The organism is Aestuariibacter salexigens DSM 15300, from assembly GCF_000429145.1.
Classification (GTDB): Bacteria; Pseudomonadota; Gammaproteobacteria; order Enterobacterales; family Alteromonadaceae; genus Aestuariibacter; species Aestuariibacter salexigens.
Genome location: NZ_AUBH01000018.1, coordinates 1 through 26453 on the forward strand (window position 1 = coordinate 1; position 26453 = coordinate 26453).

The following is a 26453-nucleotide window of genomic DNA, read 5'->3' on the forward strand; positions in this document are numbered from 1 at the left end:
ATGAAAAGAAAAGGGATCATTCTCGCCGGTGGTACAGGCAGTCGTTTACATCCACTGACCATGGTTGTTAGTAAACAGCTGATGCCAGTGTACGACAAGCCGATGATTTACTATCCCATCGCCACGCTCATGCAGGCGGGCATTACAGATATTCTGATTATCTCAACGCCAGAAGAGCTGCCTCGCTTTGAAGCTCTGCTGGGTGATGGTAAAGCATGGGGTGTCAACTTTTTTTACACCGAACAGCCTTCCCCTGATGGGCTGGCACAAGCCTTCTTGTTAGCCGAAGACTTCCTGAATGGCGCCCCTGCAGCGTTGGTGTTGGGTGATAATTTGTTTTACGGCCATGACCTGATGCAGTCGCTTAAGCGTGCTAATCAACAAGAGTCTGGCGCGACCGTTTTTGGTTACCACGTTTCCAATCCGACCGCCTATGGCGTGGTGGATTTTGATGAGACCGGTAAGGCCATCTCGATTGAAGAGAAGCCCAAGCAGCCTAAATCCAACTACGCGGTGCCGGGGTTGTATTTCTTTGACAGTGAGGTGGTGGAATGCGCCAAGCGAGTCAAGCCATCCCCTCGAGGCGAGCTGGAAATCACCGATGTCATTCAGCAATATCTGGACAAAGGCACCTTGCAGGTGGAGATTATGGGCCGCGGCACGGCCTGGCTGGATACCGGTACCCATGACAGTCTGCTGCAAGCTGCGCAGTTTATTGAAACACTGGAAAAACGACAGGGCCTGAAAGTGAACTGCCCGGAAGAAATCGCGTACCGTTTGAAGCTGATTTCAAAAGAGCAACTGATTGAGATAGCCAAACCGCTGGTTAAAAGCGGCTATGGCGAATACCTGATTAATCTGACGAAAACCCGAGTCTTTTAAGTTTATGCAAGTAATTGATACATCCATCGATGATATTAAAGTCATCGAGCCGAAAGTCTTTGGCGACCATCGTGGCTTTTTTATGGAAACCTTTCGTGATGACTGGTTTAGAGAGCAGGTTTCTGATGTGACCTTTGTGCAGGATAACCACAGCGCATCGAAGCAGGGCACGCTGCGTGGCCTGCATTATCAGCTTAAGCAACCACAGGGCAAACTGGTGCGTGTCGTTGCGGGCAGCGTAATTGATGTGGCGGTGGATATGCGAAAGTCCAGCCCGACTTTTGGCAAACATGTTGCTGTTGAGCTCAGTACTGAAAACAAACGCCAGATGTGGGTGCCGGGCGGATTTGCCCACGGGTTTTATGTCACCTCTGAGTACGCTGAGTTTGTGTATCGCTGTACTGACTATTACGCTCCCGGTGACGAATACTGCGTGCTGTACAGCGACCCAGAATTAGGCATCGACTGGCAACTGCTTAACGATGCGCCTCTGGTGTCAGACAAAGACAAGCAGGGCAACCTATTTAAAGACGCGACCTATTATGAGTAAAAGAATATTAGTCACCGGCGGCGCCGGGTTTATCGGCTCGGCCTTAGTACGCTACCTGATTGAAGAGACCGACAATCAGGTGCTGAACCTGGATAAACTCACCTATGCAGGAAACCTTGAATCATTAGCCTCTGTTGCCGACAGTGAGCGTTATCAATTTGTACAGGGTGATATCTGCGATGGTGAGCTGGTCAAACACCTGTTCAACGACTTCAAACCTGACTACATCATGCACCTGGCGGCAGAGTCTCATGTAGACCGCTCCATCGATGGACCCGCCGAGTTTATCCAGACCAACGTGGTCGGTACTTACACCTTACTGGATGCGGCTAAAGCCTATTGGTCAGAGTTAGATGAGGCAGGTAAAGAAGCCTTCCGCTTCCACCATATTTCCACCGATGAAGTGTATGGCGATTTAGAAGACGACGGTTTGTTTACTGAAACCACGCCGTATGCGCCGAGTTCACCTTATTCAGCGAGTAAAGCAGGCTCCGACCATCTGGTCCGTGCCTGGCATCGCACGTTCGGCTTGCCATGCGTGATTACCAATTGCTCAAATAACTATGGCCCTTATCACTTCCCGGAAAAGCTTATTCCGCTGATGATACTCAATGCCCTGGCCGGTAAACCTTTACCTGTCTATGGAGATGGAAAGCAGGTCAGAGACTGGCTGTATGTCGAAGACCACGTAAAAGCGCTGTATACCGTGGTCACGACAGGCAAGGTGGGTGAGACCTATAACATTGGCGGTTTTAATGAGAAGCAGAACATTGAAGTGGTTAACACTATCTGTCATCTGCTCAACGAAAAAGTCAGCAATAAGCCAGACGGCATTACCGACTTCACCCAGCTGATTACTTATGTCAAAGACCGCCCCGGCCATGACCTGCGCTACGCTATTGATGCAAGCAAAATCAATAAAGAGCTAGGCTGGCACCCTGAAGAGACCTTTGAAACCGGTATTGCCAAAACCGTGCAGTGGTATCTGGATAATCAGGCCTGGTGTAACAATGTACTGGATGGCTCATACCAGTTAGAACGACTCGGTGGTAAAGACTAAATGAACGTCGTTGTTATCGGTAAAAGTGGACAGCTGGCCTGGGAGCTCAATGACACCAGGCCAGACAATGTCAATCTAACCTGTCTGGGCAGAGACAATATTAACCTGTTTGATGAGCATAGCGTCAACGAAACGCTGACAGCACTGAACCCCGATGTGGTGATTAACAGTGCGGCTTACACCGCAGTGGATAAAGCCGAAGAAGAGCCCGATGCTGCCTACGCGCTAAACGCAGAGGCGGTCAAGCATCTTGCCAGTGCCTGCAAAGCGCTTGACTGCTATTTCATTCAGGTCTCCACCGACTTTGTGTTTAATGGCAAGGCCGATAAACCTTATACGCCAGATTCACCCGTTGCCCCGGAAGGTATCTACGCCAAGTCTAAACAAAAAGGCGAGCAGTACGTGCTTGACCTTTATTCAGAGAAAAGTGCCATTGTCAGAACCTCCTGGCTGTATTCGGCCCATGGTAATAACTTTGTGAAGACCATGATTACGCTGATGAATAAGCTGGACAGCTTATCCATTGTTGCTGACCAGACCGGCAGTCCGACCTGGGCGAAAGGATTGGCAAGGTTTATCTGGAAGCTGACAGAAGAGCAATCCCAGACGGGTATCTTCCACTGGTCAGATAAAGGCGCGACCACCTGGTATGAGTTTGCCAGAGAAATCTATCGGCAGGGCAGGGACAAAGGTCTGATTGCCAAAGTTGTCACGATCAAACCCACCACAGCCGCCGAGTATAGTGCACCGGCGCCAAGGCCAGCATACAGCGTGATGGATTGTGCGAAAAGTTATCTGATTATCGATGGGACAACATGGCAAAGAAATCTAACAAAGATATTTGCTACCCACATATTAGATTATTAATGTAATGAAACTTCATCTTTTGGTGCTTAACTGGAATGATTATGAAGCGACTAAACTTTGTATAAAGAGTATTTATGGCCAACTTAATCGGGACGTAACGTTATCTGTTGTCGATAATGGTTCAACGAAATACTGCCTCAGAAAATTAGATACTTATATTGCAACCCTGTGCTCTGAAAACATCGAACTTATCTCATTACCCAGCAATCTTGGATACAGCAGGGGCTTCAACAATGCAATCAAACACCATTCCAGGTTTGCTAAATCCGCAAACTATTTTTGGTTTTTAAACAACGACACAGAACTGCATCTAAACACTATCCCTAATGTCATCGAATTTATTAAAAGTACCCCGAGCTTCAAAAGTAAACTGATCGGCACGGTTCTGGTTAATAAAACTAATAATAAAGTAATGTGCTTCGGAGGGGTGAAATATAATAGTTGGCTTGGATATGATTCGCCATTATTAAAAAATAAAGAGGTTTCATCACTATCTTTAATTGAACACAACACCTTTTCTTTTGACTATCTCCACGGCGCCTCATTCCTCATAAGATCTAGTGACTTTTTGAGCAACCAAGGGTTTGATGAACGCTATTTTTTATACTTTGAAGAGTTAAGTTTAAGCAAGCTATTTAAACCATCAGAGATGTCTATCTGTGCTAATGCACTCGTATATCATGTTGATAACAATATGGCGAAGAAAAGCAACAAACTTAGAGACATTTGCGGTTATCATGCAGCATTAAGTTGCTTTAGATTTACAAGTGAATACTACCCGTTTAAGTTGCCATCCGTAATGATAACAAGGCTGCTATATCGACTATTGTTAGCAACACGTGAAAGGCGGTTTTCCACCTTCCATTGTGTAGCTAAAGCCTCTTGGGATTTTGTCTTTAATAATCATGTTAGAAGAAGCTTTAAGAAATCCAACGAACGATAAAGAAAGCAAATTTAAAATAAAGATTCTCCATCCATCCGCGACTGTCTATCGCAATCTGTGCCCATTTTATTCTCTCTAGAAGCGGTAAACTTTTGAGTTGAGAGAACTCTGTTAGCAACGCCTGATTTTCAAACGACTTAGAATCCGTAGTGCACAATAACCTTTTTCGTAGAGCACCAGCCTGCTCAATACTTTTGGAAAGATGGTTTGGAAAGTCAAACAAAGCGCGATATATGTATTTTTTAAAATAACTACGATAGACCTTATAGTCCTTTGCACCAATTGAATTATTAGTATGTTGGCGATAGAGAACAAGTGGATGGTTGACGTAGTCAACTACACCCGTCATCTTCGCGCATTGTGCAAACCACCAATCATGCACAACAGCGGTATCAGGTATTGGCGCAGCAATATCAAGTAACGCACGATTAAATAGGGTTGCACATCCGGTGACTACATTTTGATAGAAGAATTTTGGATAATCATGGTTTGCCGGGTCAGGTAATCCTTGATAGCTAACGAATGATGGAGAGACTTCGTTTAGTTGACTGTCTACGACTTTTAAATCGCAGTGGACCAGGATAGGAGTACTTTTTCCATACATGTTCTCCAGCTCCATCATGCGAGTAAGTAGTGTTGATAATTTATTCGGCAGCCACACATCATCTTGATCACTAAATGCAAAATATTGATAGTGTAAACCCCTTGCTAAATCACATAGGTTAGCGAAATTATGAATGTGCCCTCGTAACTTGCGCGTATTAGAAGCTAATTTTACTTTATCTTCACCAAATCGAGCTCCACATTTTCGTAAATGAGACTTTGACTTTGCAGTTGAATGATCATCGGAGACTAGCACAGAGACTTTGACATTTTCCTGTTTTGTTAAAGATTCAAGTTGTTCCGCTATATGCTCTTCACCGTTGTAGTGAGCGAGCAGAACTAATATCGTACTGTCAATTTCCATTTTTCTGGACTCCCGCCCCCTTCAATATCCCTTTTACTAAAAAAAACTTCGAAACCATACGAGTAAAGACTCAGGCTTATCTAAAATATCTCTTAACTTTTTATATTTGTCTTCATTTCCATTGTAATACTTGATGAAGGAAACAATTGCTTCACTTTCTATGCCCGGCTCTGTGAGAATATGGTGACAGATTTCGAAATAAAGTTTTGGATATTTGTCCGATAAGTACCTGCCAACATCCTCCATGTATTGAGGAACACTGGTTTGCTCAAAATATAAAGGGGGAGAGTCTTTTTTAAGTGCTTTTATAAACTCTGTGATAAAAGGCAACTTGCATGTATCACGCAGACGTAATAAGTGCTCAATCGACTCTTGTCTCCTCTGATTATATATCTTTGGGGGATAGAGCGAATATTGGGTAATGTCCCCATCGTAAGCTTGTAATGCGAGGTCAAGTTCGCTATTCAAGCCTTTTATATCATACTGATTCAAAAAGCGCTTTGCTTCCAACGCTTCAAAAGAATATGAGCGATTGATTAATTTATTTTTTACTTTCTCCGTAAGGTTCCCAGCTCCTATGGTAACGAGGAAGTCTGTAATTAAATTTCCACCCTCGAAAAGCGTATCGTGATACATACGCAGAGAAAAGCGATGCCCACCGAACTTATGCCAAGAATCGATAAGTGTTTCCAACCTCCCTGGGCTTACCACGGCTAAGTGATTGAAGGCTGCAGTTTGACCATGACGTTTTACGCCTTGATTATACTCAGACTCTCTGGTGGCAAGAGGATCTCTTATATAAGCTATAAAATGTGCATGGCTTATATGCTCTGTTATTTCTTCCATTTTGCTAAAAAAAAATTCAGATGACAGCAATAACGTGTGACATGTACTTCTCCTGAACCTTGCTTCAAGCTCTTGCCATTTCAGCTGGTTAAATGTCCACTCTCCCTCTGAATTCTTCGAGAAGACGCTGTCCATGTTACCCGAACTGACAAAGTTTGAGTCTCTATTATGTAGTGGGTATAGAATGCCATGTGTTCTTAGCTGCTTAGCATTTTCAGCCAAGCAGTTCTGAATAGCAGAACTGCCAGTTTTCGGAGGCCCTACGTGAAAAATTATGCGTTTCATTTAGTACCATAACAAATAAATTGAGTATTGTTTCAACATCAAACGCCTGACTTATCCGCATTAATAATTTGCAAGTGAACGAAGGGAGCTATCAAAATCTAACCCCGTCTTATTAATAATATCGGTGTACCTCTTTGCCAGCATCACCCTGTTAGAGTCATAACTTTTAGCATTAAACTCACATTTTTGAACAACTTCTGCCAGTGACGTGGTGGACGTCAGCTTATCCAGTGAATACCGGGGCAATTTCATTCCATCAACGAGTTCAGACAGCCTCGAATCATGCGGAAAAAGGATACACGGAGTCTCAGCTTGAAAAGCGAGCATGTTACCGTGCATTCTCGTCCCAACCGATATATCAAACTTTCGTAATTTATATAGCCACTCTGTTGTGTCGAAATATGTTGAGAAAGATTGGTCAACCAGTTTAGTAAAAGCGTCAGGTGATAATGATGGTGCAAATAACTTTCTATATTTATCAAGGACATTGGGGGGAAGGTCGACAGTTCGAAAATGAGCAAGAGTCAGTACTTCAATTGGAGCCTGACAAATGATTTCTGAATACGCCTCGCTACCCCATTTAGAAAATATTGGCAAAACATCCTTTAGTTTTTGAGTGATATCAACATTGATTGCCACTCTATCAATACTACATAGATTTGAGAGCTTGTTCTCTATTAATCGCCCCAACTCTGGGTTTGGATTAATAAAATTTGAAGGGCAGCCGGTGATCTCTATATTTTCAACACCATTTTCATGAAGTACTTGTGCAGTGTATTCACCACGAACCCCTATCTTGTATGCTCTTTCACTGATTACACGCATAAAACGTTTGGAGCCGGCATTAAATTTAAGCTTTTCACCAATATAGTCTGCCTGCGCACCCAAACCTATGATTAAAAGCGGCAAGTTAGCTTTTTCGAACAAATTAGCAAGAATATCCATATCCCAATCAGGATTGAGCTGGTTTGCCGCGGGAAACATTATCACATCGTAATTCTCAGCCAACACTCTAGGATCAACTGTCCAGCCAAAATAGTCCTTCTCTCCAATTACGTGTTCCGACATCGCATACCAAAAAGCAAGGTTTCCCGTGTTAAGACCTACCTCTTTATTCAGTTGCTCAAGCGATTTGCGATAGCTGTGAGATATAAAACCTGGTTTGCCAATAACCGCAATTTTCTTCATTGCCATATTATTCCTGTATACAAAATCGCAGTGCCGTGCCGCATAGACTTGAAGCATCGTTGATTTGAAAACAGTTTCAATGCTTCATACATGAACTAAGAGAAGTTCTCTCAACTAAGCGAAGTAAAGCGCCACATGCTCGTCTACGCACTGCTCAATAGACATTGGTGGCTTAATATTTTCAGAGAGTTTGCCTCTAAGTGAAGAGTCTTTAACAACTTTTTCAATCACTCTAGCCAAATCCATACTGTTTCCAGCTCGGAAATGAAGACCTGTTTTCCCATCTTCTACTTTTTCTGCCATTCCCCCAATATCACTCACTATCAACGGTACTTTGGAAGAGAAAGCCTCCTGAATCACCATTGGCGAATTCTCCCACCATGTTGAAGGAACGACCACCCAGTCAACTTGGCTAAGAAGAGCAGGCAACTCTCTTGAATCATATGGACCGAAAAGCTTTACAGCCTTACCAAGCTTCGAAACAAGGCTCTGTACTTTTTCTTGGAACACTCCCGGCTGCTTTTCAAGATTTGCGCCATGTATTTCCACATCGATTTTTTTTCGCACACTTTTTGGTAGCTGTGTGAGCGCATTCAACAAGGTATCGATCCCTTTATACGGGTTGATTTGCCCAAAGAAGGCTAACCGGCAAACCTCACCTGACTTCTCTGAATGATTACTTAAACTAACGTGTTCTTGACCGTTTTCTATGACCTTAATTAAAGTGGGGCTTATCCCCCACTCTACATATCGCTCCTTTAAAAATTTCGACGGCGCTACAAACGTATCTACATTGGCAAACATTCGTTTGATATATTGCTCTCTAAGAAAGAAGTCCCCAGGTTGCTTTTCTGGAAAACAAGAGTGACAATCCCTTGGTGAGGCTCGGTAGCATAAACGACCGTTTGTCTTCACCATCAGTCCTTTGTTATGACAAATTCCGAGATATTCATGCAACGTTAGTACGACCTTCACGTTCGGAAACGCTTTTCTTATTTCTTCTAAAACTTCTAAACCAAATAGAAAATAGTGATGTAAGTGCACCACCTTGGGTTTCAATAATGTCAAAAGGTCGCGAAACTCTTGCCACAAATGTCTGGTTTTGATGTTAGAAAAAATAAACCTATCATCCATGGTAGTGTGAAACAGAATCTCTCGTTCTGAGTGATGCGTAGAAAACGCCGTACCACCATGCGGCACCAACCCAGAACGAGCCATGAAGTAAACATCAGCGTCACGGCAAAGTAGCTGTTTGAACATATTGTACGCAGCCACTTCGGCGCCACCTTTATCCATATCCGGGTGACCATGAGACAAGATAAGGATCCGTGAATCATTCTCTGTCATGCTGTTATCCTTTCTATTAGCGGTCTCCAACGACTTTCCTGATATACCGCATTCATTATAGTGAGCTTATACTTCCATCCCCCAGACTCGAGCATATTCTGTGACAAACGCTCCAAATGATAGAGAACTACATCGTGACTAACGTAAATCTTCTTACCTGCATTAATCGCTTTTAAACACAAATCAGAGTCTTCAAAATCTCCTAACACATACATCCGTTCGAAACCACCAAGTTCATTGAAAAGAGATTTTTTCAATAGCATTGCAGCTCCTGTAGTCATCTGAACTTCTGAGCACCCACCAGTTAATTTTAAAAGTGAAAAAGGAACGCCTTTGCATGGGTGATGGTTGACCCATATTCCAGGAAAACTTTCGTCCTCATATAACTCCATACCGACGTGTTGAACAGTACTATCTTCATATAAAAGTGTTGCGCCCAAAATCCCGCAATCGGGTAGAGTCTTAAACTGTTCAAGATAATCAGTTATCCAACCAGAACGTGTAGGAATAATATCTGAGTTTAATAACAATATATGGTCTGCCTGGGCGACTTCTACTCCAAGATTGTTTGCACCTGCATACCCGAGATTCAAAGAGGAGAAAATTACTGTAAATGGAAGCTTAAACGTTTCAAACACTCCCTTAGATGCCACATTCAATTCATGCGTAAGCTGAGGGTCATCCAAAACATAGATTAATTCAACACCTCTCATTGCTTCGTCATGAGAAAAGTGTGCAATCTGATGCTGCATAAAATCATAACGACCATAGAGTGGAACAATGACTGACAAAATCGGATTGGAACATTGCCCGAATCGCTTAACACTGTAATTGTTTTTCCGCTCCACTCGAGCTTTCCAGATTTTGTGCACTTCAGGCAATACAGTCTCTTTACACGTTTGCAAGTACCCCTGGGTGTGAAGCTCAAAGCTATCCAATCTCTGTTTGATTCTATCCAAATCTTTGTCTAGCTTGCGATGCGGCTGCCTTACAATGGTGGCTCCCGACGCATCAACATCAAAACCACCATTAGTCAAAAATGCTTGTGCTTTCTCTGTATCATCGCCAGCGTGTGCAATCATTTCGTCTAAATTTGACGTGCATGTATACACTTGTTTGCAGAGAGGAAATGTAAGGATACCTGCTTTGAACTTGATATCTTCAGGTTTACAAGGCTCATCAACAACTAGCAAGAAGCCGAAACACTGCTCATCAGAACTTAGAGAAAACCGTGACTTAACATCATCTCGTGAAAATTTAAAAATTCCACGAACTGAGCCAAAGCTTTGTCCTGAATTAACGACAGCGATTTCGCTATGCGTACTTTTACTTGCAAACCAACCGAGCAATATAAGTTGCTCCCCGTGTTGGCATATCATGTCAACATTCAGCCTGCAAAGAGACAATCCCAACAAACTGAGCACATTCTCGCTCCAAGTAATAAGACGTTCCAATGTTGTATCCGTTCTGTCGAAAGTGATTGATATAATAAGCCAAAAACTACACGAACATTGCCAATTGATCAGTGTTGTGTAGTTTTTTCTGATAAGACACAGTATTCTAGCGCGGATCAGACTATAACTGTACACGCCGGTGTAACTATTCGATAAATCTTATTAAGAACTACGACTAAGGCAGCATCATTTGACAAGTAACCAATTCTTTCAACTCACTATTACCAAGGTTTTTCTTAATCTCAAAGCCGAGGCATCTAAGAGCTACCTAAGTTATTTGTGGTGGGTTTTGGAACCAGCATTGTTCGTTGCTGTTTTTTACTTGGTTTTTGGAGTGTTTCTGGGAAACAGAAGTGAAGGCTTCATTGTATTTTTGATGTGCGGAAAGATACCTTACCTATGGTTTTCCCGTTCAGTCAATAATTCAGCGAACGCCATTGTAGCAGGTGGCGGACTTATGAACCAAGTCAGTATACCTAAGGTGTTCTTTCCATCAGTTGTAGTGCTCCAAGATTTGATAAAGTCCGCAGTGGTATTTTTGCTCATGATTGTACTTGTGTTAATCAATAACTATAAACCAAGCATTGAATGGATAGCTGTACCATTGTTGTTCTTAATACAAGCGCTTGTCATTGCGCCCATAGCTATCATTTCTTCTGCACTAGTGCCGTTTATACCTGACCTAAAATTTATTGTTATGACTATGACCACAATGGGCATGTTTGCATCAGGTATTTTTTATGATTATCGTAAAGTTGTTCTACCAGAACACCATGATGCGTTTTTATTGAATCCACTTGCCAACCTCATCGCCATGTATAGAGGTGCATTGTTGGAAAATCAATGGCCTGACTGGCAGAGCCTAGGAAATATAACAGGCATTGCTATCATCGCTTTGATTATGAGCATAAAGATCACACAGTTCTTCGACCTCAAATATCCAAGACTGGTGATCCGATGAGCAGGGAATTCGCATTAAAACTTAACGGTGTCGGAATTGAATATTTGCAGCGTCAGAGTTTTTTTAGGCACAAAAAACACCGGGTACTATCGAATATCACATTTAATATCACAAAAGGAGAAACGCTTGGTGTACTAGGACGAAATGGCTGTGGAAAATCCACATTATTGAAAGTGCTTGCGGGCATAATAGCGCCAGATCAGGGGAATATCGAATTTTTTGGAAACAGTGTTTCGCTATTAACGCTAGCAGCTGGCTTCGACAATGAACTCTCGGGAAGAGACAATGCCATCGTCTCCGCCATGCTATTGGGTAACACTAAGGCTGATGCCATTGCGCAACTTGATGAAGTGAATGAGTTTGCGGAATTAGGAGGAGCATTTGAGGAGCCAGTGAAAACCTACTCCGCCGGAATGCGCGCACGCCTTGGCTTTTCAATTGCGGTAAAAATGCAAGCAGACGTGCTGCTTATCGATGAAGTATTGGGTGTCGGTGATGAAGGGTTTAAAAAAAAGGCTCGCAGTGTTATTCTCGACCGAATAAACTCAGAGCAAACAGTGGTATTGGTATCCCACTCAGTTGACACAATGGTTAACTTGTGTCAAAGGGCTATTTGGTTAGAGCGCGGCCAACTCAAGGGCATTGGGGAAGCTGCAACACTATGTGAGGAATATCGAAATACTTTCAAGTTATAAAATTAGTGGTCGGAGTGCAAATTTCAGGTAGGTATACTGCTAATCAACAGTTTTGAGTATTTGACGTATAAACGAATTTTTAAAATTACGATAACAGGATTTATTCGGCAATCAGGCGTACTCAGACATCACCAATTAGAGTTAGCAGACCCAATCTCATTATCTACAATCAGTGCTAAGATTAAGTAATGATTCGATTCTCACATAACAGAACGTTCGTCGACAAATGAAAAATTATGAAAAGAAAGTTGCAATCGTAGGGGGCGGCTGGTACGGGTGTCATTTAGCGAGTTACATGGTCCACTTAGGTATGGATGTAACTCTATTTGAAAGAGATGACGATATTTTCACAGGTGCATCAGGTCTTAATCAAAATAGGTTACATCTCGGATTTCATTACGCCAGGGATTACGAAACAAGACTGCAATCTAGAGATGGATTCAGTAGATTTTTAGAGCGTTATGGGCAATTTATTGAAGATGTTCCTAACAACTACTATGCCATACCAATCGGCGATTCTCTGCTAGACTTTAAAACGTACAAAGCAATAATGGCAAGCTCAGGTATTGAGTTTGAGGAAATAAGTTTAGAAACATTAGGCTTTGAATTGAGAAACGTTGCGGGAGTAGTCAAAACTAACGAGAAAGTTATTAAAGTTAGTGAGGCGAGGGAGTTTTTTAGAAAAGATCTTGAAGACATAATCGTTTTTAATGAAAAAATATCAAAAAACGACATTACTGAAAAGAATGACAGCGTAACCGTTAAAAACGCTCGATTTGATTTTTTGATAGATGCAACATGGTCTAAGCTTTTTTCGTATGACGATAATATATTTTATGAACCGACAATACTGTTCTATTATCAGTCAGTTTACGAGTCATTTGCACTCACTCTCGTAGATGGTCCACTAGCATCGGTTTACCCGACAGAGGACCCTTCAATCTGCACATTATCAAGCGTTCCACTGACCCCTCTAGGAAAATTCGATAATTTGCACGATGCTGAGAAGCGTTTAAGTAACTTCTCGAAAGAAGAAGAAGAAAAGATACGTTTGGATATGGAAAATCAGATATCAAAATACCTACCTAATTTTAAGGAAAAATTCAAATACCTATCACCGCAACTCTCTATGAAAACAAAGCCAATTGGCATTGAAGAAAATAGAGCTTGTTATGTCAAAGGAGATGGACGCGTGATTAAAGTCATGTCAGGAAAAATTGACACAATTTTTGTTGCTGCAGAGAGAGTGTTGAACATCATTTCGAGGAATGGATAGGTCATTTATGGACGCGATTGTAGGACACACTGGCTTTGTTGGTGCAAATATATGCAGCCACATGGCATTTGACAGATTTTATAACAGCAAAAATTTTAAAGAGATGAGAGGCCACACTTTTGATTTAATGGTATGTTGTGGTGTCTCGGCGGTTAAATGGTGGGCTAACCAAAACTCTAAAGCTGATTGGGACAATATAAATTCTCTCTTAGAAATTCTCCAAACTATTGAAGTAAAGAACTTTGTACTTATATCTACAGTCGACGTGTTTCATGACCCCATAGAAAAGACGGAAGATTCGTTGGTGAATACAGAGAAACTTCTTCCATATGGACTGCATAGATTTAAAGTAGAAGAACAAATAAAAAGACTCTTTGAAAAAGTATTCATTATTAGATTGCCGGGCTTGTTTGGTGATGGGTTAAAGAAAAATATCATATACGACTTGATGAATGATAACATGGTCAACCAGATTAACACTGACTCCGTATTTCAGTGGTACCCGCTTCATAGATTAACTATGGATATGGCCCATGTTTTGGAAAAGGATATCAGGTTAATTCACTTTGCAACCCAACCTATTAGAACAAGTGAATTAATGAAGCACTGCTTCAACAAAAACGTTGGTTACTCTGATAAGGAAAACTCCGTTGTCTATGACATAAAGACAAAATTTTCAAATATACTCGAGGGTCGAGATGGTTACTTACTTGATAAAGAACAAGTTTTCAGTGAGATAAAGTCATTCATATCGTCGTCAAAAAAGCAGCGAACTCCCAAATGAAAATGTGTCTATCAAGCATAGCCTGGCCTTCTAATTACGAGAGAGAAGGATTGGGTCTTTTGGCAAATTTGGGTGTTGATGGTGTCGAATTGCTGCCTCAAAGAATTCTAAACTCTTCTGATGATTACGAAAAGTGTATCAAACTTTATAAAGAAGTTTTAAGTGAGACAGGCTTAGAAGTAGTTGCCTTCCAATCGCTTTTTTTCGGGCGAGAAGGGTTACACTTATTTAAGTCAGAAAAGAGTTTCTGTCGCCTCTGCAAGGTTCTAGCAGAAGTTGCATCGTTGGCTAATAGATTGGGAGTGAGATACGGGATTCTGGGCGCTCCGTCAGTTAGAAAAGTTGATTGGGAAAAAGATGATTTTAAGAAAGAGTTAGTTCTTGAAAGGTTGATCAAGTTAGATGAAGTCTTGCGGGGGTATTCATTTCAACTTTTAATAGAGCCTGTTCCAGAATGCTACGGCAACAATGTTCTTGTCGATTCAAAAAGTATTATCGAGGCAATGGATACATGCAGATTTTCGAACATTGGTTTACAACTAGATATTGGTTGTGTCTCTCTAGGCGGGGGTGATATCACTCGAGATGTAATGTGTTATCGTGGGCGTTACTCTCACTTTCATGTGTCTGAGGCCAATCTTAAAGACTTCTCTCAACCCACACTCCAACATGCCGAAGCTGCGAAAGCTTTACAAAACGTACAGTACGACGGATATGTGAGCGTTGAAATGAAAACTAATGAATTACACTGGCGCTCTCAGGTAAAAGAAGCCATATCGTTTCTAAAGCGCACATACCTCCAGTAACCTGAGTCGAGTCGTATTATTGATGAATTTAAATCGAGAAAGCTATACAGACGAGAAACTATGTAATTTAATTTTACGTTTTAAACGTATATTTTTTTGGGGTCTTAAAGATTCGCACCTTTCTCATCGCTTCATATTTGAGGCCTATCGCAACGTTTTTTCTCGCTTTAAAATTGATTGTTTTTGGGTTGACGATGATGATGACTCAGTCGAAATATCTAGGGATGATTTGATATTTGTTTATGGAAGAGCAAACAATTTATGGAAAGTAGTAGAAGCATCTCCATATATAATCGATTTTCATGTAGATCCTCCAGCTGGTAACGAGTTCGCTCTTGATCGGGGACTAGTTGAAGCTATTACTAAGTCTCCCAAGCGGATAGGAGACAGAGAACATACTGCATTCTCAAACGAACAGAGCGTCACTGTATTGGACCGACTTAGTTTTTATTGTCCGAGAAGAAGAGTATTAGCTCAACCGTGGGGAACTGATTATCATCCATCTGAGTTTTTGAAACCTAATCCAAACGTATCTTCGAATTTGGTTGTATTTAACGGCACTGTATGGAAATCCTCTTGGGGTAATCACGACGAGATAGAGGAATTAAAACGTGTTTGTGACTCATTCGGATTGGATTTCTCCCAAGTTGACAATGCCAAGTCTGCACAAAACGCAATGTTAGTCAATTCAGCACGACTTTCTCCTACGGTCGCTGGCAGAGGCCAAGTAAACGCAAATTATTTAGCGTGCAGGTTTTTTAAGAACATTAGCTACGGCCAATATTGTTTCACCAATATTGGAGCCGCACGGGAAGTGCTTAACGAAAATTTTTTGCATTACAAAGACGTTAGAGAGCTTGAAAATGCAATGGAGACATATCTTACATTAACGGAAAAAGAACTGACAGAAAAAACACTCGAGCAACAATTATCAGTTCAGAAGTTTACTATATATCACCATCTGTATCTATGCTTACTTATCTTATTGGAGAATAGCTAAATGTGGGTGCACACGAGAAAATCTATACAATCTGCCATTAGCGCTCTCATCCGCCATGCCCTTAAGAACGAGAAAACCAAAAAACTATCTCCAATCTGCTGGGCCTTGTGTAATAGCAATGTCCACATAGAACAGGACGTTTGCGGATTAGATAAAGACGTATGTTTGTCAGCTCTTAAGACGTTATCAGATATAAAGGAGCGAAAAAACTCTTTACTCGTATGGTTCGGACATGAAGACACTGAAGCCCTTATCGAAGCACACAAAAATAAATATAACTTTATACTGCTCGTTAGTACCTCGGAGTACTCATCATCAAATGAAGAGACTTGGGCAGAGAAGTTAATATGTAACGAGGATTGCAATCCATTTGTTTTTTCGCTTTTATTAATTAGCGCTGATGCCCGTCTTTCTAGTGCTTGCTTGCTAGAGCGTAAGGGTCTAACTTCAGGCGCTAAGCTTCATGACTCTTCGTTTAACCCAACATGTTATCAATGGCAGGAATCAAATGTGACTCCATGCCTATATTTCGTTCAAATGCTATGGCGCCCAATAGAGTATGGAAGTGTACTAATGGCAATAACATCTCCTGGACAATTCGATCGTGGAATGGTTTTTGGCGCGAATGGTGACCAGTGCCGTTTACACGGCGCTTTCATAGGTAGTAACGTAGAATTTTCGGGTGACAATAAGATTCTTTCAAGTATCTGTTTGTATGTCCCACTGGTAGACAAGCTCAATATCAATATTTTTCCAGGATGGTCACATCAAGCTCAATTGAAGCCAACTCGAGGTATCAGAAATACCATAGAGTGTTTCAACTTAAAAGCTATTCGCTATCCAGCAACTTAAAATAGTGTAAAAATGAAAATGTATAACGCTTTGTTTTTATATTTAAAAAGTACCAGCCTTGGTAACGAGGCTTAGAAGAATAATAAGGTTTTGTAGTGAAAGTAAGAATTGTCTCAAGTGTGTGCGGAAAGTAGCAATGCAATCATCGTCAAAATTCATATTAGTCGGAGGATTTGGATTTTTAGGCCGACACCTTATTGAGTGTCTGTTGCAGAACAAGTTGTTTTTCTCTGTTATTTGTAGATCAAAGCCGAGTGATGATTGGTCTAGATTTCAATTTTTTACCGAGGGGACACTTACGGAAACAGAAATTAAAGAACTAGCTGTAAACCACGATACATTAATATATATGGCCTCATGTTCAGTACCAGCAACTGGAAATGTAATGGCAGAGATAAACTCAAATCTTACCACTTGCATAAATATCATAGAAAAGATTACAAGGTACAACAAGAAAATCAGGGTGATTTATCTTTCTAGTGGGGGCCAAATATATGGAAATTCCATTCAAAAGCCAGTCGCAGAAAATCATCCATTAAAACCTATGAGTCCTTATGGTCTTGGAAAAAAAATAATTGAAGAGTGTCTGCTATATCTACACAGAACTAGTGGTCTACGTGTGTTAATCTTAAGAGTGGGGAACCCTGTTGGCAAATGGCAAATGGGAAGATCTCAGGGGTTGGTAAACGTGGTTTTTGAATGCTTATTAAAGGACTCTGTATTAACCATTTTCGGAGATGGTCAAGAGAAGCGTGATTATTTAGATGCCAATGATGTGGCGTCTGCCATCATTCGGGTAGCAGAGACAGACTTGGATTTTGGGATTTGGAATGTTGGATCTGGCATTGCAACATCAACTTTAGATATTATCTCTATGATTGAGGAACAATTACAGCGTTCTGTCAAAAAACAGTTTTTACCTAGAAGACCGATTGATCCGCAATACGCTGTTCTTGACTGTACGAAAATCAGGCAGGAAATAGGCTGGTTTGCTCAAACACCGTTAAATGTTTTCTTGCCAAAAACGATCGAGCAAAAGAAAAATTTTAATAGGAGTATATAATGAAAATAGTAGTAGCAGGTGGCGATGGGTTTTGTGGATGGCCAACATCCTTATATTTATCAAATAGAGGACACGAAGTCCTTATTCTGGATAATCTTTCAAGACGTAATATTGATAATGAGTTGAGTGTGGAATCATTAACTCCAATAGCAACTATTGAAAATAGAATCAAAGCATGGAAAGAGGTTTCTGGTAACAATATCCGTTTTGAGAATATTAATGTTGCTAAAGAAATCCATAGATTAGAGTCTATAATTAGTGAGTATCAACCGGAAGTAATCATACATTTTGCAGAGCAACGCGCTGCTCCTTATTCAATGAAGTCAGTCAGACACAAGGTATATACTGTAGATAACAATCTAAATGCTACTAATAATATTTTAGCGGTCGTTGCGGAACTCGGACTTGATGTTCACATTGTACATTTGGGGACAATGGGGGTTTACGGCTACGGTACCGCAGGAATGGCTATACCTGAGGGATATTTGAATATTGAGATTCCAACTGACTCAAAAGAGAATGTCAAAAAAGAAATACTTTATCCAGCTAATCCTGGTTCGATTTACCACATGACAAAAACCCAAGATCAGTTACTTTTTCAATTCTATAATAAAAATGATCAAATAAGAGTGACAGATCTCCATCAAGGAATTGTTTGGGGTACACAAACTGAGGAAACAAAACTCGATCCAAGACTAATAAACCGATTCGATTATGACGGCGATTACGGTACGGTACTAAACAGGTTTTTAATGCAGGCGGCAATAGACTATCCTTTGACCATACATGGTTCAGGTGGTCAAACCAGAGCTTTTATTCATATATCTGACACATGCAAGTGCATTGAAATTGCCATTAGTAACCCGCCTAACAAAGGCGAGCGGGTTGTTATTCGCAACCAAATGACAGAAACTCACCGGGTAAGAGATCTGGCAAAGATGATTGCAGATATAACAAACGCTAAAGTTCAGTATCTAGAAAATCCAAGAAAAGAAGCAGATGAAAACGAATTACATGTCTCAAATGATAGCTTTTTAGCTCTAGGTTTATCCCCTACTATACTGGAAGTAGGTTTATTGGAAGAAGTCCGTGACATAGCACAAAAGTATGCTAACCGTTGTGATAAAAGCAAAATTCCTTGCGTATCTAAATGGTAGGTGGTTAACAAAGTGTCGGGCTCCCCTCCAGTCCGACTCTACATTAGATTACTTGGATACAGGACGTAATATGTTCAATAGCGAGTATTACTCAAAGCAGGCTGTCGATATAGGAATTCAACACCAGTTTTCTTCAGAAAATGCTTACGAACATTACAAAATATTCGGAATAGAACTAGGGCTTCGCCCCTTCAAACTTTTTGACGGAAAGTTTTATCTTAGTAATAACCCTGACGTGGCAGAGGAAAACATTGATGGACTAGAGCATTTTGCAAATCATGGATTGAATGAAGGGCGCTATCCTAGCGCAGAGTTTGAAAAGGCATTTAATCAAGTTGCAAAAAAGCTAAGTGGGCATAAAACTCTTTCAGTAAAGGACATTTTCAAGTGCAACACTTTTTTAGAGTCTTTAGATAAAAGTGAGCTAAACACTTTGCTGGAAGCAAAACTATCTAAGTTGACCTATGAGCCCTATGTTGAGTCACTGCTAGCTGGAAACCAATGTGTTGGAGAGCCTGTTGGTAACATTACGGAAAGGATACTTTGGCATGGCGTCTGTCCATCCCCACTTTTCGATTATCGCTATTACAAAAATCAGATAAAACAAAATTTCGGTAGTCTAGAATTGCCTGATGACTTGTTAGTAGTGCATTGGTTGTTAATTGGGTCCAGTTTTGGAATCTCCTTTACGCCAATTTTTTGCGAAAGAACCTATCGTGAATTAAACAGAGACCTTGCGAATGCTAAGAACATAAACTTGCTAGAGCATTTTATGTTTCATGGAATATACGAAAACAGACCTTTTTCAAACAAGTTTGATAACCAATATTATCTAAGAGAAAATAACCTAACGCGTAAAACTCCTGCACTACTTCACTATTTATGCGAAGGCAACCATCTAACTCAATTTTCACCTAACGTTGTTTCTTGTAATGTTCCGATAACAAATAGTGAAATCAGCACATTAGAGAATTTGATCTCATTGTGCGACGAAGAAGAAAATACTTTAAATTCAACAATTTTTAGAGAAATTTTTAAACGTGTAGAAACTGTCGAACCGACAGTTAGTTACTCTGAAACCGTAAGGCATGTCGCAATACCAGGCGTTTTTCACGGTGCTAACTTGTTCTATCAAAGGATCCGCGACGTCCAAAGAGAGCTTAGTAGCTGTAGTTTCAAAATCATAGTGACCATTCCTCATTGCCGGATGAGCGGCGCAGCAAAAGTAGCAGGTCAGTTATGTAAAGCCTTGGTTCAAAAAGTTCACTGTGGAGAAATCTTACTAATAAGAACCGACCAAAGTGATATGTCCAAACCTGAGTGGTTTCCTCAAAATATTAAATCTCTCGACCTATCACCGTTCATTTTAGGCCTCACAGACTTGGATAGACAGAAATTACTTGTAGACGTCATTAGAGGTGTTGAATGTGAAATTCTTATAAACGTCAACAGCGGGCTTGCATGGTCTACAATATCGAAGTTTGGTTCTCAATTAAGTGAATATTTGAAGATTTTTGGATATTACTTTTGTTGGGACCGAAACATGAGAGGCCAAAGGGTTGGATACCCTTCGATGTATTTCGATAATACCTTCCCGTTTTTGACAAAAATCTTCACTGATAGCCACTTTCTCAGAGATCAACTTGTATCAGCTAATGGTTTGACTGGTTCTCTTTCGGAAAAACTAATCACGCTTCATTCACCTGCTGACAATGTTTATTTACCATTTAACATCGCTGAACAAAACATCACTATCAATAATGCGCGGTCGAAAAAAGTAATTTTTTGGGCTGGAAGATTAGATAGACAAAAGCGATTCGATCTCGTTTTAGACGTGGCTCGGAAGTGTCCAGACATCGACTTCTGGGTTTGGGGAAAGCCTGTATTGGACAGTAATTCTTATTTGAGTGTGCTGCCGGCAAACGTCCACTATAAAGGGGAGTATTCGTCCTTCAATGAACTGCCTTTATTTAACTGCGACTGCTGGCTGTACACTTCAGAGTGGGACGGAATACCTACGATACTTCTAGATGTCGCTGCGTTCGGTGTTCCATTAATTTGTGCGCGTGTAGAGGGAATCTCAGACTTGGTGAATCAAAATAATAGTTGGATTATTGAAAGTAACCTTTGTGTCGATAGTATTTTAGACGCAATTGAGCGATATTTTTCAGCATCAGAAAGTGAAATTATTGAGAAATCAAGATTATTGCAAGAATACGTTAATAGTGAACACTCTATGGAAAGCTACACTAAAAAACTCTGGGATAACCTTTGATGTCTAAAAGAGAATTTACTATTTCTGCAATATTCACAGCACACAGAGAAGGAATGTTGGCAGCAAAAAGTTTAGTTAATTTTTTCGAGTGTATTGATTATTCTGTTAGTAATGGTTTTGATATTGAGGCGATTATATGTGCTGATAGACCAGATAAATTAACAAAGGAAATAGTCGAAATGTACTCTCGACGCGCTAAAATATTAACTCTGGATTATGGGGACCAAGGCTTAGTGCGCAATGAAGCTATAAAAGTGTCTCAAGGAGAATACATTGCCTTTTTAGATGGCGACGACTTTTGGTCTTATAATTGGTTAGTTGAATCGATGAACGTCGCAAAAGCGTCCAAAAATTTTATCGTACATCCCGCATATAATTGGTTTTTCGAAGGGTCAAACGGGATATTAAAGAAGGTTGACCAGGAGTCAACTGTTTTCGATAAACGATTTTTACGAGCAGGCAACTACTGGGATGCCCTATGCTTATGTCATCGTTCTATCTACGAAGTGTGCCCATTTACTAAAAGGGACATGGAAAATGGATTTGCTTATGAAGACTGGCATTGGAATTGCGAAACATTAACGCGTGGCTTCATACACAAAGTTGCACAAAATACGATACATTTCAAGAGAAGGAGGACTGGCTCTCAGACAATGAAGGCGTCACAAAGGGCAGTTCTGATGAGGAAAACGGAGCTAATTAGTTACAAAGAAGGTTTAGATTGAAATGCTAAATGTCCTAGATTATCAAAGGCTCTTCGAAAATACAGAACACGAGATTATGTCAGAAATTGCACGGTTTGAGGCCAAAGGTCTCAAGGTCTTTATGACATCGTCGTTTCAAACTCAGAGCATGGTACTCCTACATCTGATATCAAAAATTAATAGGGATATACCGATTTTTATGTTGGATACTGGATTCTTATTTCCAGAAACTCATCTTTTTGCAGAAGAAGTTGCTCGGACACTTAAATTAAATCTCATCAAAGTCAAACCCAATCATACCTATAAGGAGCTTATGGCGGGAAGCAAGTTTTTGTATGCTGAGAACAGTGACCTATGTTGTATGAGAAATAAAGTTGAGCCTCTTCGTGAAACTTATAAAGGGTATAACGTTTGGCTAAGTGGCGTAAGAGCTGATCAGAGTAACATCAGGGCAGGTAAAAAACGGATTGAAGAAAATAGCGACGGAATTATTCGATATCATCCTTTACTGAACTGGGATTCAAAATCAATTTATTTGTATAGAAAGCAATTCGAACTGCCTGAACACCCACTCGAGAAAGATGGCTTTTTAAGTGTCGGTTGTATGCCATGCACATCAAAGTATGTCGACGATTTTTCGACTGAACTGCGTAAGGGGCGTTGGTCTGGACAAAACAAACAAGAATGTGGTCTTCACACACATCTGTGAGGTTTTTTGGTGAAAGTACTCATTACCGGAGGCGCTGGTTATATAGGGCTAAATTTAGTTAGTCGTCTCGCAGCGTCGTCAGCAATCAAAAAAATAACTATTTATGACACGCTAAAAATTCAAAATACGAGCAGTCTCTTGGAAGTTTTAAAAGGTACTACCGTTAGCTTTAAAAGGGGTGATATTTTAGACAACCGTTTACTTAAGGCTGCAATGAAAGAACACGATACCGTCATACACCTAGCTGCAGTTTCTTCGACTCCCTTAAATGATGAATTTAGTCATCAATATGAACACGTAAATCATTGGGGAACAGCATCGCTGGTTGATGCTATAGAAGAAACTTCAAATGTTAAGCAAGTTATTTTTCTGAGCACATGTGGAGTCTACGGTGCGGGAAGTGATATGTTTTCTGTTAGCGACACAACGTCGCCAATAGGCTCATATGCGCAATCAAAATATCTCGCAGAAAATCAAATAAAGAGGCTATATAATCGATTGCCTAGTGTAAGTATTATTAGGGTTGGTACTGTTTTTGGGCACGGCTATGCAACTAGGTATGATTCGGTGGTGAATTTGTTTTTGTCAAAAGCGCTTTTTGGAGAGAAGCTATTTATCAATGGAGATGGGAATCAAGTGCGTCCCTTTTTGCATCTTCAAACTATGCTAGACGTTTTTCAACACCTATTAGAAAGCAAGTCATGGAAACATCGTGTTTTCAATCTAGTCGATTTCAATTTGAGCATTAATGAAGTAAAAGACACACTATTTAGTCATTTCTCCGACTTGCAATATGTTCACGTCAACAGAGAACTAAAGTTTCGCTCATTGACTGTTAAAGATGACTCACATTTAGGGTTATCCCACAGGAAGACGTTTGAAGAACTAATTAAGGAGGAGGTAAGCAGTTTACTGACCTCTCCCCCAAATTTAGCACCATGACTTTGATGAGATTTCCAATAAACTGACCGGCCCCCATTATTAGTGCCACTTGCCCGATGAACCAGGCATGTTAGTTTTTAATGGATGCCGCAAACTGTGTTGGCGACAGGTTATTTAAAGCTTGGTGAGGTCGACTCTGATTATAGTCATTTCGCCAAGCTTCGATTTTCAATTTAGCATCAGATAACGATTCGAACCAATGACAGTTCAAACATTCGTCTCTGAAGCTACCGTTTAGTGACTCGATAAACGCATTGTCCGTTGGTTTTCCTGGCCTGGAGAATGCTAGCGTGACTTTGTTTGTATAGGCCCATTGACCTTTCCCCACTGAATTAATCCATCGCATTTGGGAGTTTTCTCACTAAACTGAAAGAGTAAGAGGAAACGACAATGCGTAAATCCAAGTTCAATGAAGAGCAGATCGTAAGCGTCCGGTGAACAGCACATTCTTTTCCTAACGTTGCTGAGTGAGCATAGGTATTTTCTCTATTGAGGAGATACTCATGCCCAAGCGCACCCTTGCCGAATTGCAAACTATCATCGAACAACAACAGCAGAGCGGCTTAACGGTCCCGGTGTTCTGTGAACAGAATGCTCTGAATACCAAGAGCTTTTATAATCGGCGTAAAGCACTGCGTAACAAAGCCAATACCTTTGTACCAATGGTTGTGCCTTCATCGCCTCAGCTCAGCATAGTCCTGGAATATGAGAATGCCAAACTACACATTCCAGCGAATTGTGAGCCAACTTGGGTGGCGATGTTGTTGAAGGCCTGCCGGTCATGAAGATGTTTGTGCAACCAGCACGGGTATATTTACATGTTGAGGCCGTCGACTTCCGTAAGTCCATTAATGGCCTTGTACTGATTGTTGAGCAGCAGCTACTGCTGTCACCGTTTATTGATGCGTTGTTTATCTTCAGCAATAAAAAGCGGGATAAGCTTAAGATTCTGTATTGGGATAAGACCGGTTTTGCGTTGTGGTACAAGCGCCTTGAGAAACACAGGTTCAAGTGGCCCCAGAAGGTAACCGATGAGCCGATGACACTGTCTGAGCAACAGTTACATTGGCTACTCGGAGGCTTTGATATCGTCGGTCATCCACCCTTGCAGTACCAGTCCGTGGGCTTATAACTACAGATCATAATTAGCGATTATCGATCACCAAATAGTCTGAATAAAATCAGCAGGTTACCCTCCACTCAACTAGAGTAAAGGTATGCAAGATACGATTCAAAACCTTCCTGATGACCCGGCTATATTAAAGCAGCTGCTGGCTGACGTTATGGCCAGAAATAGTTACCTGGAAGAACAGTTCCGGCTGGCGCAACAACGTCAGTTTGGTGCCAGCAGTGAGGGGCACCCTGGTCAGGGTGAGCTGTTTGATGAAGCTGAAGATGTCGATGCTATTGAGTCGGTTGAACAAGAGAGCATCAGCTATACCCGTAATAAGCCAGCGCGTAAGCCATTGCCAAGGGACTTACCAAGGGAAACGGTTATCCACGATATCCCCGAAACAGATAGGGTATGTGATTGCTGTGGCAGTGAGTTGCATCAGATGGGCGAAGCCCGCAGTGAGAAGCTGGAGTTTATTCCTGCCCAGGTCAAAGTGGTAGAGCATATCCGCCCCAAATACAGCTGTCGTCACTGCGAGCAGCAGGGCACCGAAGTAAAGATTAAAATCGCGCCTCTGCCGCCTGGCCCTATCCCCAAAGGCATAGCGACACCGAGTCTGCTCAGTCAAATTATCACCAGTAAATACCAATATGGCTTACCACTGTATCGTCAGGAGAGCCTGTTCAAACAATACAGTATTGAGCTAAGTCGCAAGACCATGGCGGACTGGGTGCTGCAATGCGGCAGAATACTCGAGCCATTGTATCAACGACTCAAACAACACCTGTTGCAACAAGCGGTGATACAAGCCGATGAAACCACAGTTAACGTCATCAAAGAAGACAAGACTCAATGCTATATGTGGGTGTACTGCACAGGCACAGACTCACCTACCACTAGTCCGATACCCAACATCGTACTGTACGACTATCAACCTGGTCGAAGTGGCCAATGTGCAGTCGACTTCCTGAAAGGTTATGACGGCTATCTGCAAGTGGATGGCTATCAGGGTTATGAGCAAACAGGAGCAGTACTGGCTGGCTGCTGGGCCCATGCCCGCCGCAAGTTTAAGGAAGCTGAAGCGGCGCAAGGGAGCACCGCTAGAGGAAAAAACAAAACCGGTAAAGCAAACTGGGCATTGAATCATATCCAGAAGCTGTACCGGATAGAGACGCGATTAAAAGACGCTACGCCAGAGCAGCGCTATCAAACAAGGCAGGAACAGTCCAGGCCCTTACTTGAGCAGTTTAAAACCTGGCTGGATAAATCCGCATTACAGGTGCCGCCGAAAACGGCAATGGGCAAGGCCATTCATTATTGCCTGCGGCAATGGCATAAACTGATGCGTTACATCGAAGACGGGCGACTGACCATCGATAATAACCGTGCAGAGCGGGCGATAAAGCCCTTCGTCATTGGAAGGAAAAACTGGTTGTTCAGCAACACAGGCAAAGGTGCAACGGCCAGTGCTATGCTTTACAGTATCATCGAAACCGCGAAAGCAAACGGGCTCACACCCTTCGACTATATCGTGATGTTGCTGGAGCAAACGGCGCAACCAGATACCAATACAGACCAACTGCTGCCATGGTGCGTGGCAAAAGACTAGGTGTCGATCACCGGACGCTTACAGCAGATCGTCAAGATCCTGAACAGCAAACACAATGGCCTTAAAGTCGATGATGTGTGCCGACAATATGGGATAAGCCAACAGACATTCTATCGC

General features: G+C 41.5%; 26 protein-coding genes and 1 pseudogene. 21 read left to right on the forward strand and 6 right to left on the reverse strand.

Annotation, left to right across the window (positions count from 1 at the left end; genetic code table 11):
• Genes rfbA through G441_RS0115895 form a run of 5 tightly spaced genes read left to right on the forward strand, consistent with a single transcriptional unit; the run spans position 1 to position 4302 of the window.
• Complete coding sequence (gene rfbA / locus G441_RS0115875) at positions 1-882, forward strand: glucose-1-phosphate thymidylyltransferase RfbA (RefSeq protein WP_026377267.1); 882 nt, start codon at positions 1-3, stop codon at positions 880-882.
• A gap of 4 nt (positions 883-886) precedes the next feature.
• On the forward strand, positions 887-1432 hold the full coding sequence (gene rfbC, locus G441_RS0115880; protein ID WP_026377123.1) for a dTDP-4-dehydrorhamnose 3,5-epimerase: 546 nt from the start codon (positions 887-889) through the stop codon (positions 1430-1432).
• Positions 1425-2492 carry a dTDP-glucose 4,6-dehydratase gene (gene rfbB / locus G441_RS0115885; RefSeq protein ID WP_026377122.1) on the forward strand — a complete coding sequence of 356 codons (1068 nt, stop codon included), beginning with the start codon at positions 1425-1427 and terminating at the stop codon, positions 2490-2492. Before rfbC ends, rfbB begins: the two co-directional genes overlap by 8 nt.
• The gene (gene rfbD, locus G441_RS0115890; RefSeq protein WP_026377268.1) at positions 2493-3359 is read left to right on the forward strand and encodes a dTDP-4-dehydrorhamnose reductase; all 867 of its coding nucleotides are present in this window, start codon (positions 2493-2495) and stop codon (positions 3357-3359) included.
• 4 nt (positions 3360-3363) lie between these two features.
• On the forward strand, positions 3364-4302 hold the full coding sequence (locus G441_RS0115895) for a glycosyltransferase (protein ID WP_026377269.1): 939 nt from the start codon (positions 3364-3366) through the stop codon (positions 4300-4302).
• Here G441_RS0115895 and G441_RS18900 read toward each other — a convergent pair.
• The 5 genes from G441_RS18900 to G441_RS19430 form a co-directional block, all read right to left on the reverse strand.
• Entirely contained in the window at positions 4280-5269 is a 990-nt protein-coding gene (locus G441_RS18900) for a glycosyltransferase (protein ID WP_051275662.1), read from the reverse strand. The genes G441_RS0115895 and G441_RS18900 overlap by 23 nt on opposite strands.
• Before the next feature lie 36 nt (positions 5270-5305).
• Positions 5306-6400, reverse strand: a complete 1095-nt coding sequence (locus tag G441_RS19425; protein WP_051275663.1) for a hypothetical protein — start codon at positions 6398-6400, stop codon at positions 5306-5308.
• A 60-nt stretch (positions 6401-6460) separates the two neighbouring features.
• Complete coding sequence (locus G441_RS0115910; protein ID WP_169726098.1) at positions 6461-7594, reverse strand: polysaccharide pyruvyl transferase family protein; 1134 nt, start codon at positions 7592-7594, stop codon at positions 6461-6463.
• A gap of 108 nt (positions 7595-7702) precedes the next feature.
• Positions 7703-8935: a glycosyltransferase family 4 protein gene (locus G441_RS0115915; RefSeq protein ID WP_026377271.1), complete on the reverse strand. Its 1233-nt coding sequence runs from the start codon at positions 8933-8935 to the stop codon at positions 7703-7705.
• Complete coding sequence (locus G441_RS19430) at positions 8932-10389, reverse strand: glycosyltransferase family 2 protein (protein WP_156896397.1); 1458 nt, start codon at positions 10387-10389, stop codon at positions 8932-8934. The genes G441_RS0115915 and G441_RS19430 overlap by 4 nt, the downstream gene beginning before the upstream one ends.
• A gap of 190 nt (positions 10390-10579) precedes the next feature.
• Between G441_RS19430 and G441_RS18915 the strand changes: the two genes are divergently transcribed.
• From G441_RS18915 to G441_RS0115985, 13 genes are all read left to right on the forward strand, one after another.
• Positions 10580-11350 (forward strand): ABC transporter permease, encoded by a 771-nt coding sequence (locus G441_RS18915; protein ID WP_051275665.1) that lies wholly within the window; start codon positions 10580-10582, stop codon positions 11348-11350.
• The gene (locus tag G441_RS0115930) at positions 11347-12045 is read left to right on the forward strand and encodes an ABC transporter ATP-binding protein (RefSeq protein WP_026377272.1); all 699 of its coding nucleotides are present in this window, start codon (positions 11347-11349) and stop codon (positions 12043-12045) included. The genes G441_RS18915 and G441_RS0115930 overlap by 4 nt, the downstream gene beginning before the upstream one ends.
• A 226-nt stretch (positions 12046-12271) precedes the next feature.
• Positions 12272-13321, forward strand: a complete 1050-nt coding sequence (locus G441_RS18920) for an FAD-dependent oxidoreductase (RefSeq protein ID WP_084407405.1) — start codon at positions 12272-12274, stop codon at positions 13319-13321.
• 7 nt (positions 13322-13328) lie between these two features.
• The gene (locus G441_RS0115940; RefSeq protein ID WP_026377273.1) at positions 13329-14105 is read left to right on the forward strand and encodes an NAD-dependent epimerase/dehydratase family protein; all 777 of its coding nucleotides are present in this window, start codon (positions 13329-13331) and stop codon (positions 14103-14105) included.
• Between the two features lie 59 nt (positions 14106-14164).
• A complete protein-coding gene (locus G441_RS0115945; protein WP_169726099.1) occupies positions 14165-14911 on the forward strand; it encodes a sugar phosphate isomerase/epimerase family protein in 747 nt (248 codons plus the stop codon).
• A 22-nt stretch (positions 14912-14933) separates the two neighbouring features.
• Complete coding sequence (locus G441_RS0115950) at positions 14934-15911, forward strand: hypothetical protein (protein ID WP_026377275.1); 978 nt, start codon at positions 14934-14936, stop codon at positions 15909-15911.
• Positions 15912-16076: 165 nt separating this feature from the next.
• The gene (locus G441_RS0115955) at positions 16077-16763 is read left to right on the forward strand and encodes a hypothetical protein (protein WP_156896398.1); all 687 of its coding nucleotides are present in this window, start codon (positions 16077-16079) and stop codon (positions 16761-16763) included.
• A gap of 136 nt (positions 16764-16899) precedes the next feature.
• A complete protein-coding gene (locus tag G441_RS0115960) occupies positions 16900-17826 on the forward strand; it encodes an NAD-dependent epimerase/dehydratase family protein (RefSeq protein ID WP_026377277.1) in 927 nt (308 codons plus the stop codon).
• Positions 17826-18983 (forward strand): NAD-dependent epimerase/dehydratase family protein, encoded by a 1158-nt coding sequence (locus G441_RS0115965; RefSeq protein ID WP_026377278.1) that lies wholly within the window; start codon positions 17826-17828, stop codon positions 18981-18983. The genes G441_RS0115960 and G441_RS0115965 overlap by 1 nt, the downstream gene beginning before the upstream one ends.
• A 70-nt stretch (positions 18984-19053) precedes the next feature.
• Positions 19054-21258: a glycosyltransferase family 4 protein gene (locus G441_RS0115970; protein WP_026377279.1), complete on the forward strand. Its 2205-nt coding sequence runs from the start codon at positions 19054-19056 to the stop codon at positions 21256-21258.
• Entirely contained in the window at positions 21258-21983 is a 726-nt protein-coding gene (locus G441_RS0115975; RefSeq protein WP_026377280.1) for a glycosyltransferase family 2 protein, read from the forward strand. The genes G441_RS0115970 and G441_RS0115975 overlap by 1 nt, the downstream gene beginning before the upstream one ends.
• Before the next feature lie 55 nt (positions 21984-22038).
• The gene (locus tag G441_RS0115980) at positions 22039-22671 is read left to right on the forward strand and encodes a phosphoadenylyl-sulfate reductase (RefSeq protein WP_169726100.1); all 633 of its coding nucleotides are present in this window, start codon (positions 22039-22041) and stop codon (positions 22669-22671) included.
• A 9-nt stretch (positions 22672-22680) separates the two neighbouring features.
• The gene (locus tag G441_RS0115985) at positions 22681-23613 is read left to right on the forward strand and encodes an NAD-dependent epimerase/dehydratase family protein (protein WP_026377282.1); all 933 of its coding nucleotides are present in this window, start codon (positions 22681-22683) and stop codon (positions 23611-23613) included.
• A gap of 70 nt (positions 23614-23683) precedes the next feature.
• Here the strand turns inward: G441_RS0115985 and G441_RS19600 are convergent.
• A pseudogene (locus G441_RS19600) lies at positions 23684-23929 on the reverse strand (integrase core domain-containing protein); the annotation flags it as partial.
• A 187-nt stretch (positions 23930-24116) separates the two neighbouring features.
• On the opposite strand from G441_RS19600, the gene tnpA reads away from it, so the two are divergent.
• The 3 genes from tnpA (at position 24117) to tnpC (ending at position 26336) form a co-directional block, all read left to right on the forward strand.
• Positions 24117-24398: an IS66 family insertion sequence element accessory protein TnpA gene (gene tnpA / locus G441_RS18925; RefSeq protein ID WP_034475406.1), complete on the forward strand. Its 282-nt coding sequence runs from the start codon at positions 24117-24119 to the stop codon at positions 24396-24398.
• Positions 24395-24745, forward strand: coding sequence for an IS66 family insertion sequence element accessory protein TnpB (tnpB, locus tag G441_RS0116000; RefSeq protein WP_026377283.1), 351 nt, complete (start codon positions 24395-24397; stop codon positions 24743-24745). The genes tnpA and tnpB overlap by 4 nt, the downstream gene beginning before the upstream one ends.
• Positions 24746-24830: 85 nt before the next feature.
• Positions 24831-26336 carry an IS66 family transposase gene (gene tnpC, locus G441_RS0116005; RefSeq protein WP_026377284.1) on the forward strand — a complete coding sequence of 502 codons (1506 nt, stop codon included), beginning with the start codon at positions 24831-24833 and terminating at the stop codon, positions 26334-26336.
• Positions 26337-26453 lie beyond the last annotated feature (117 nt).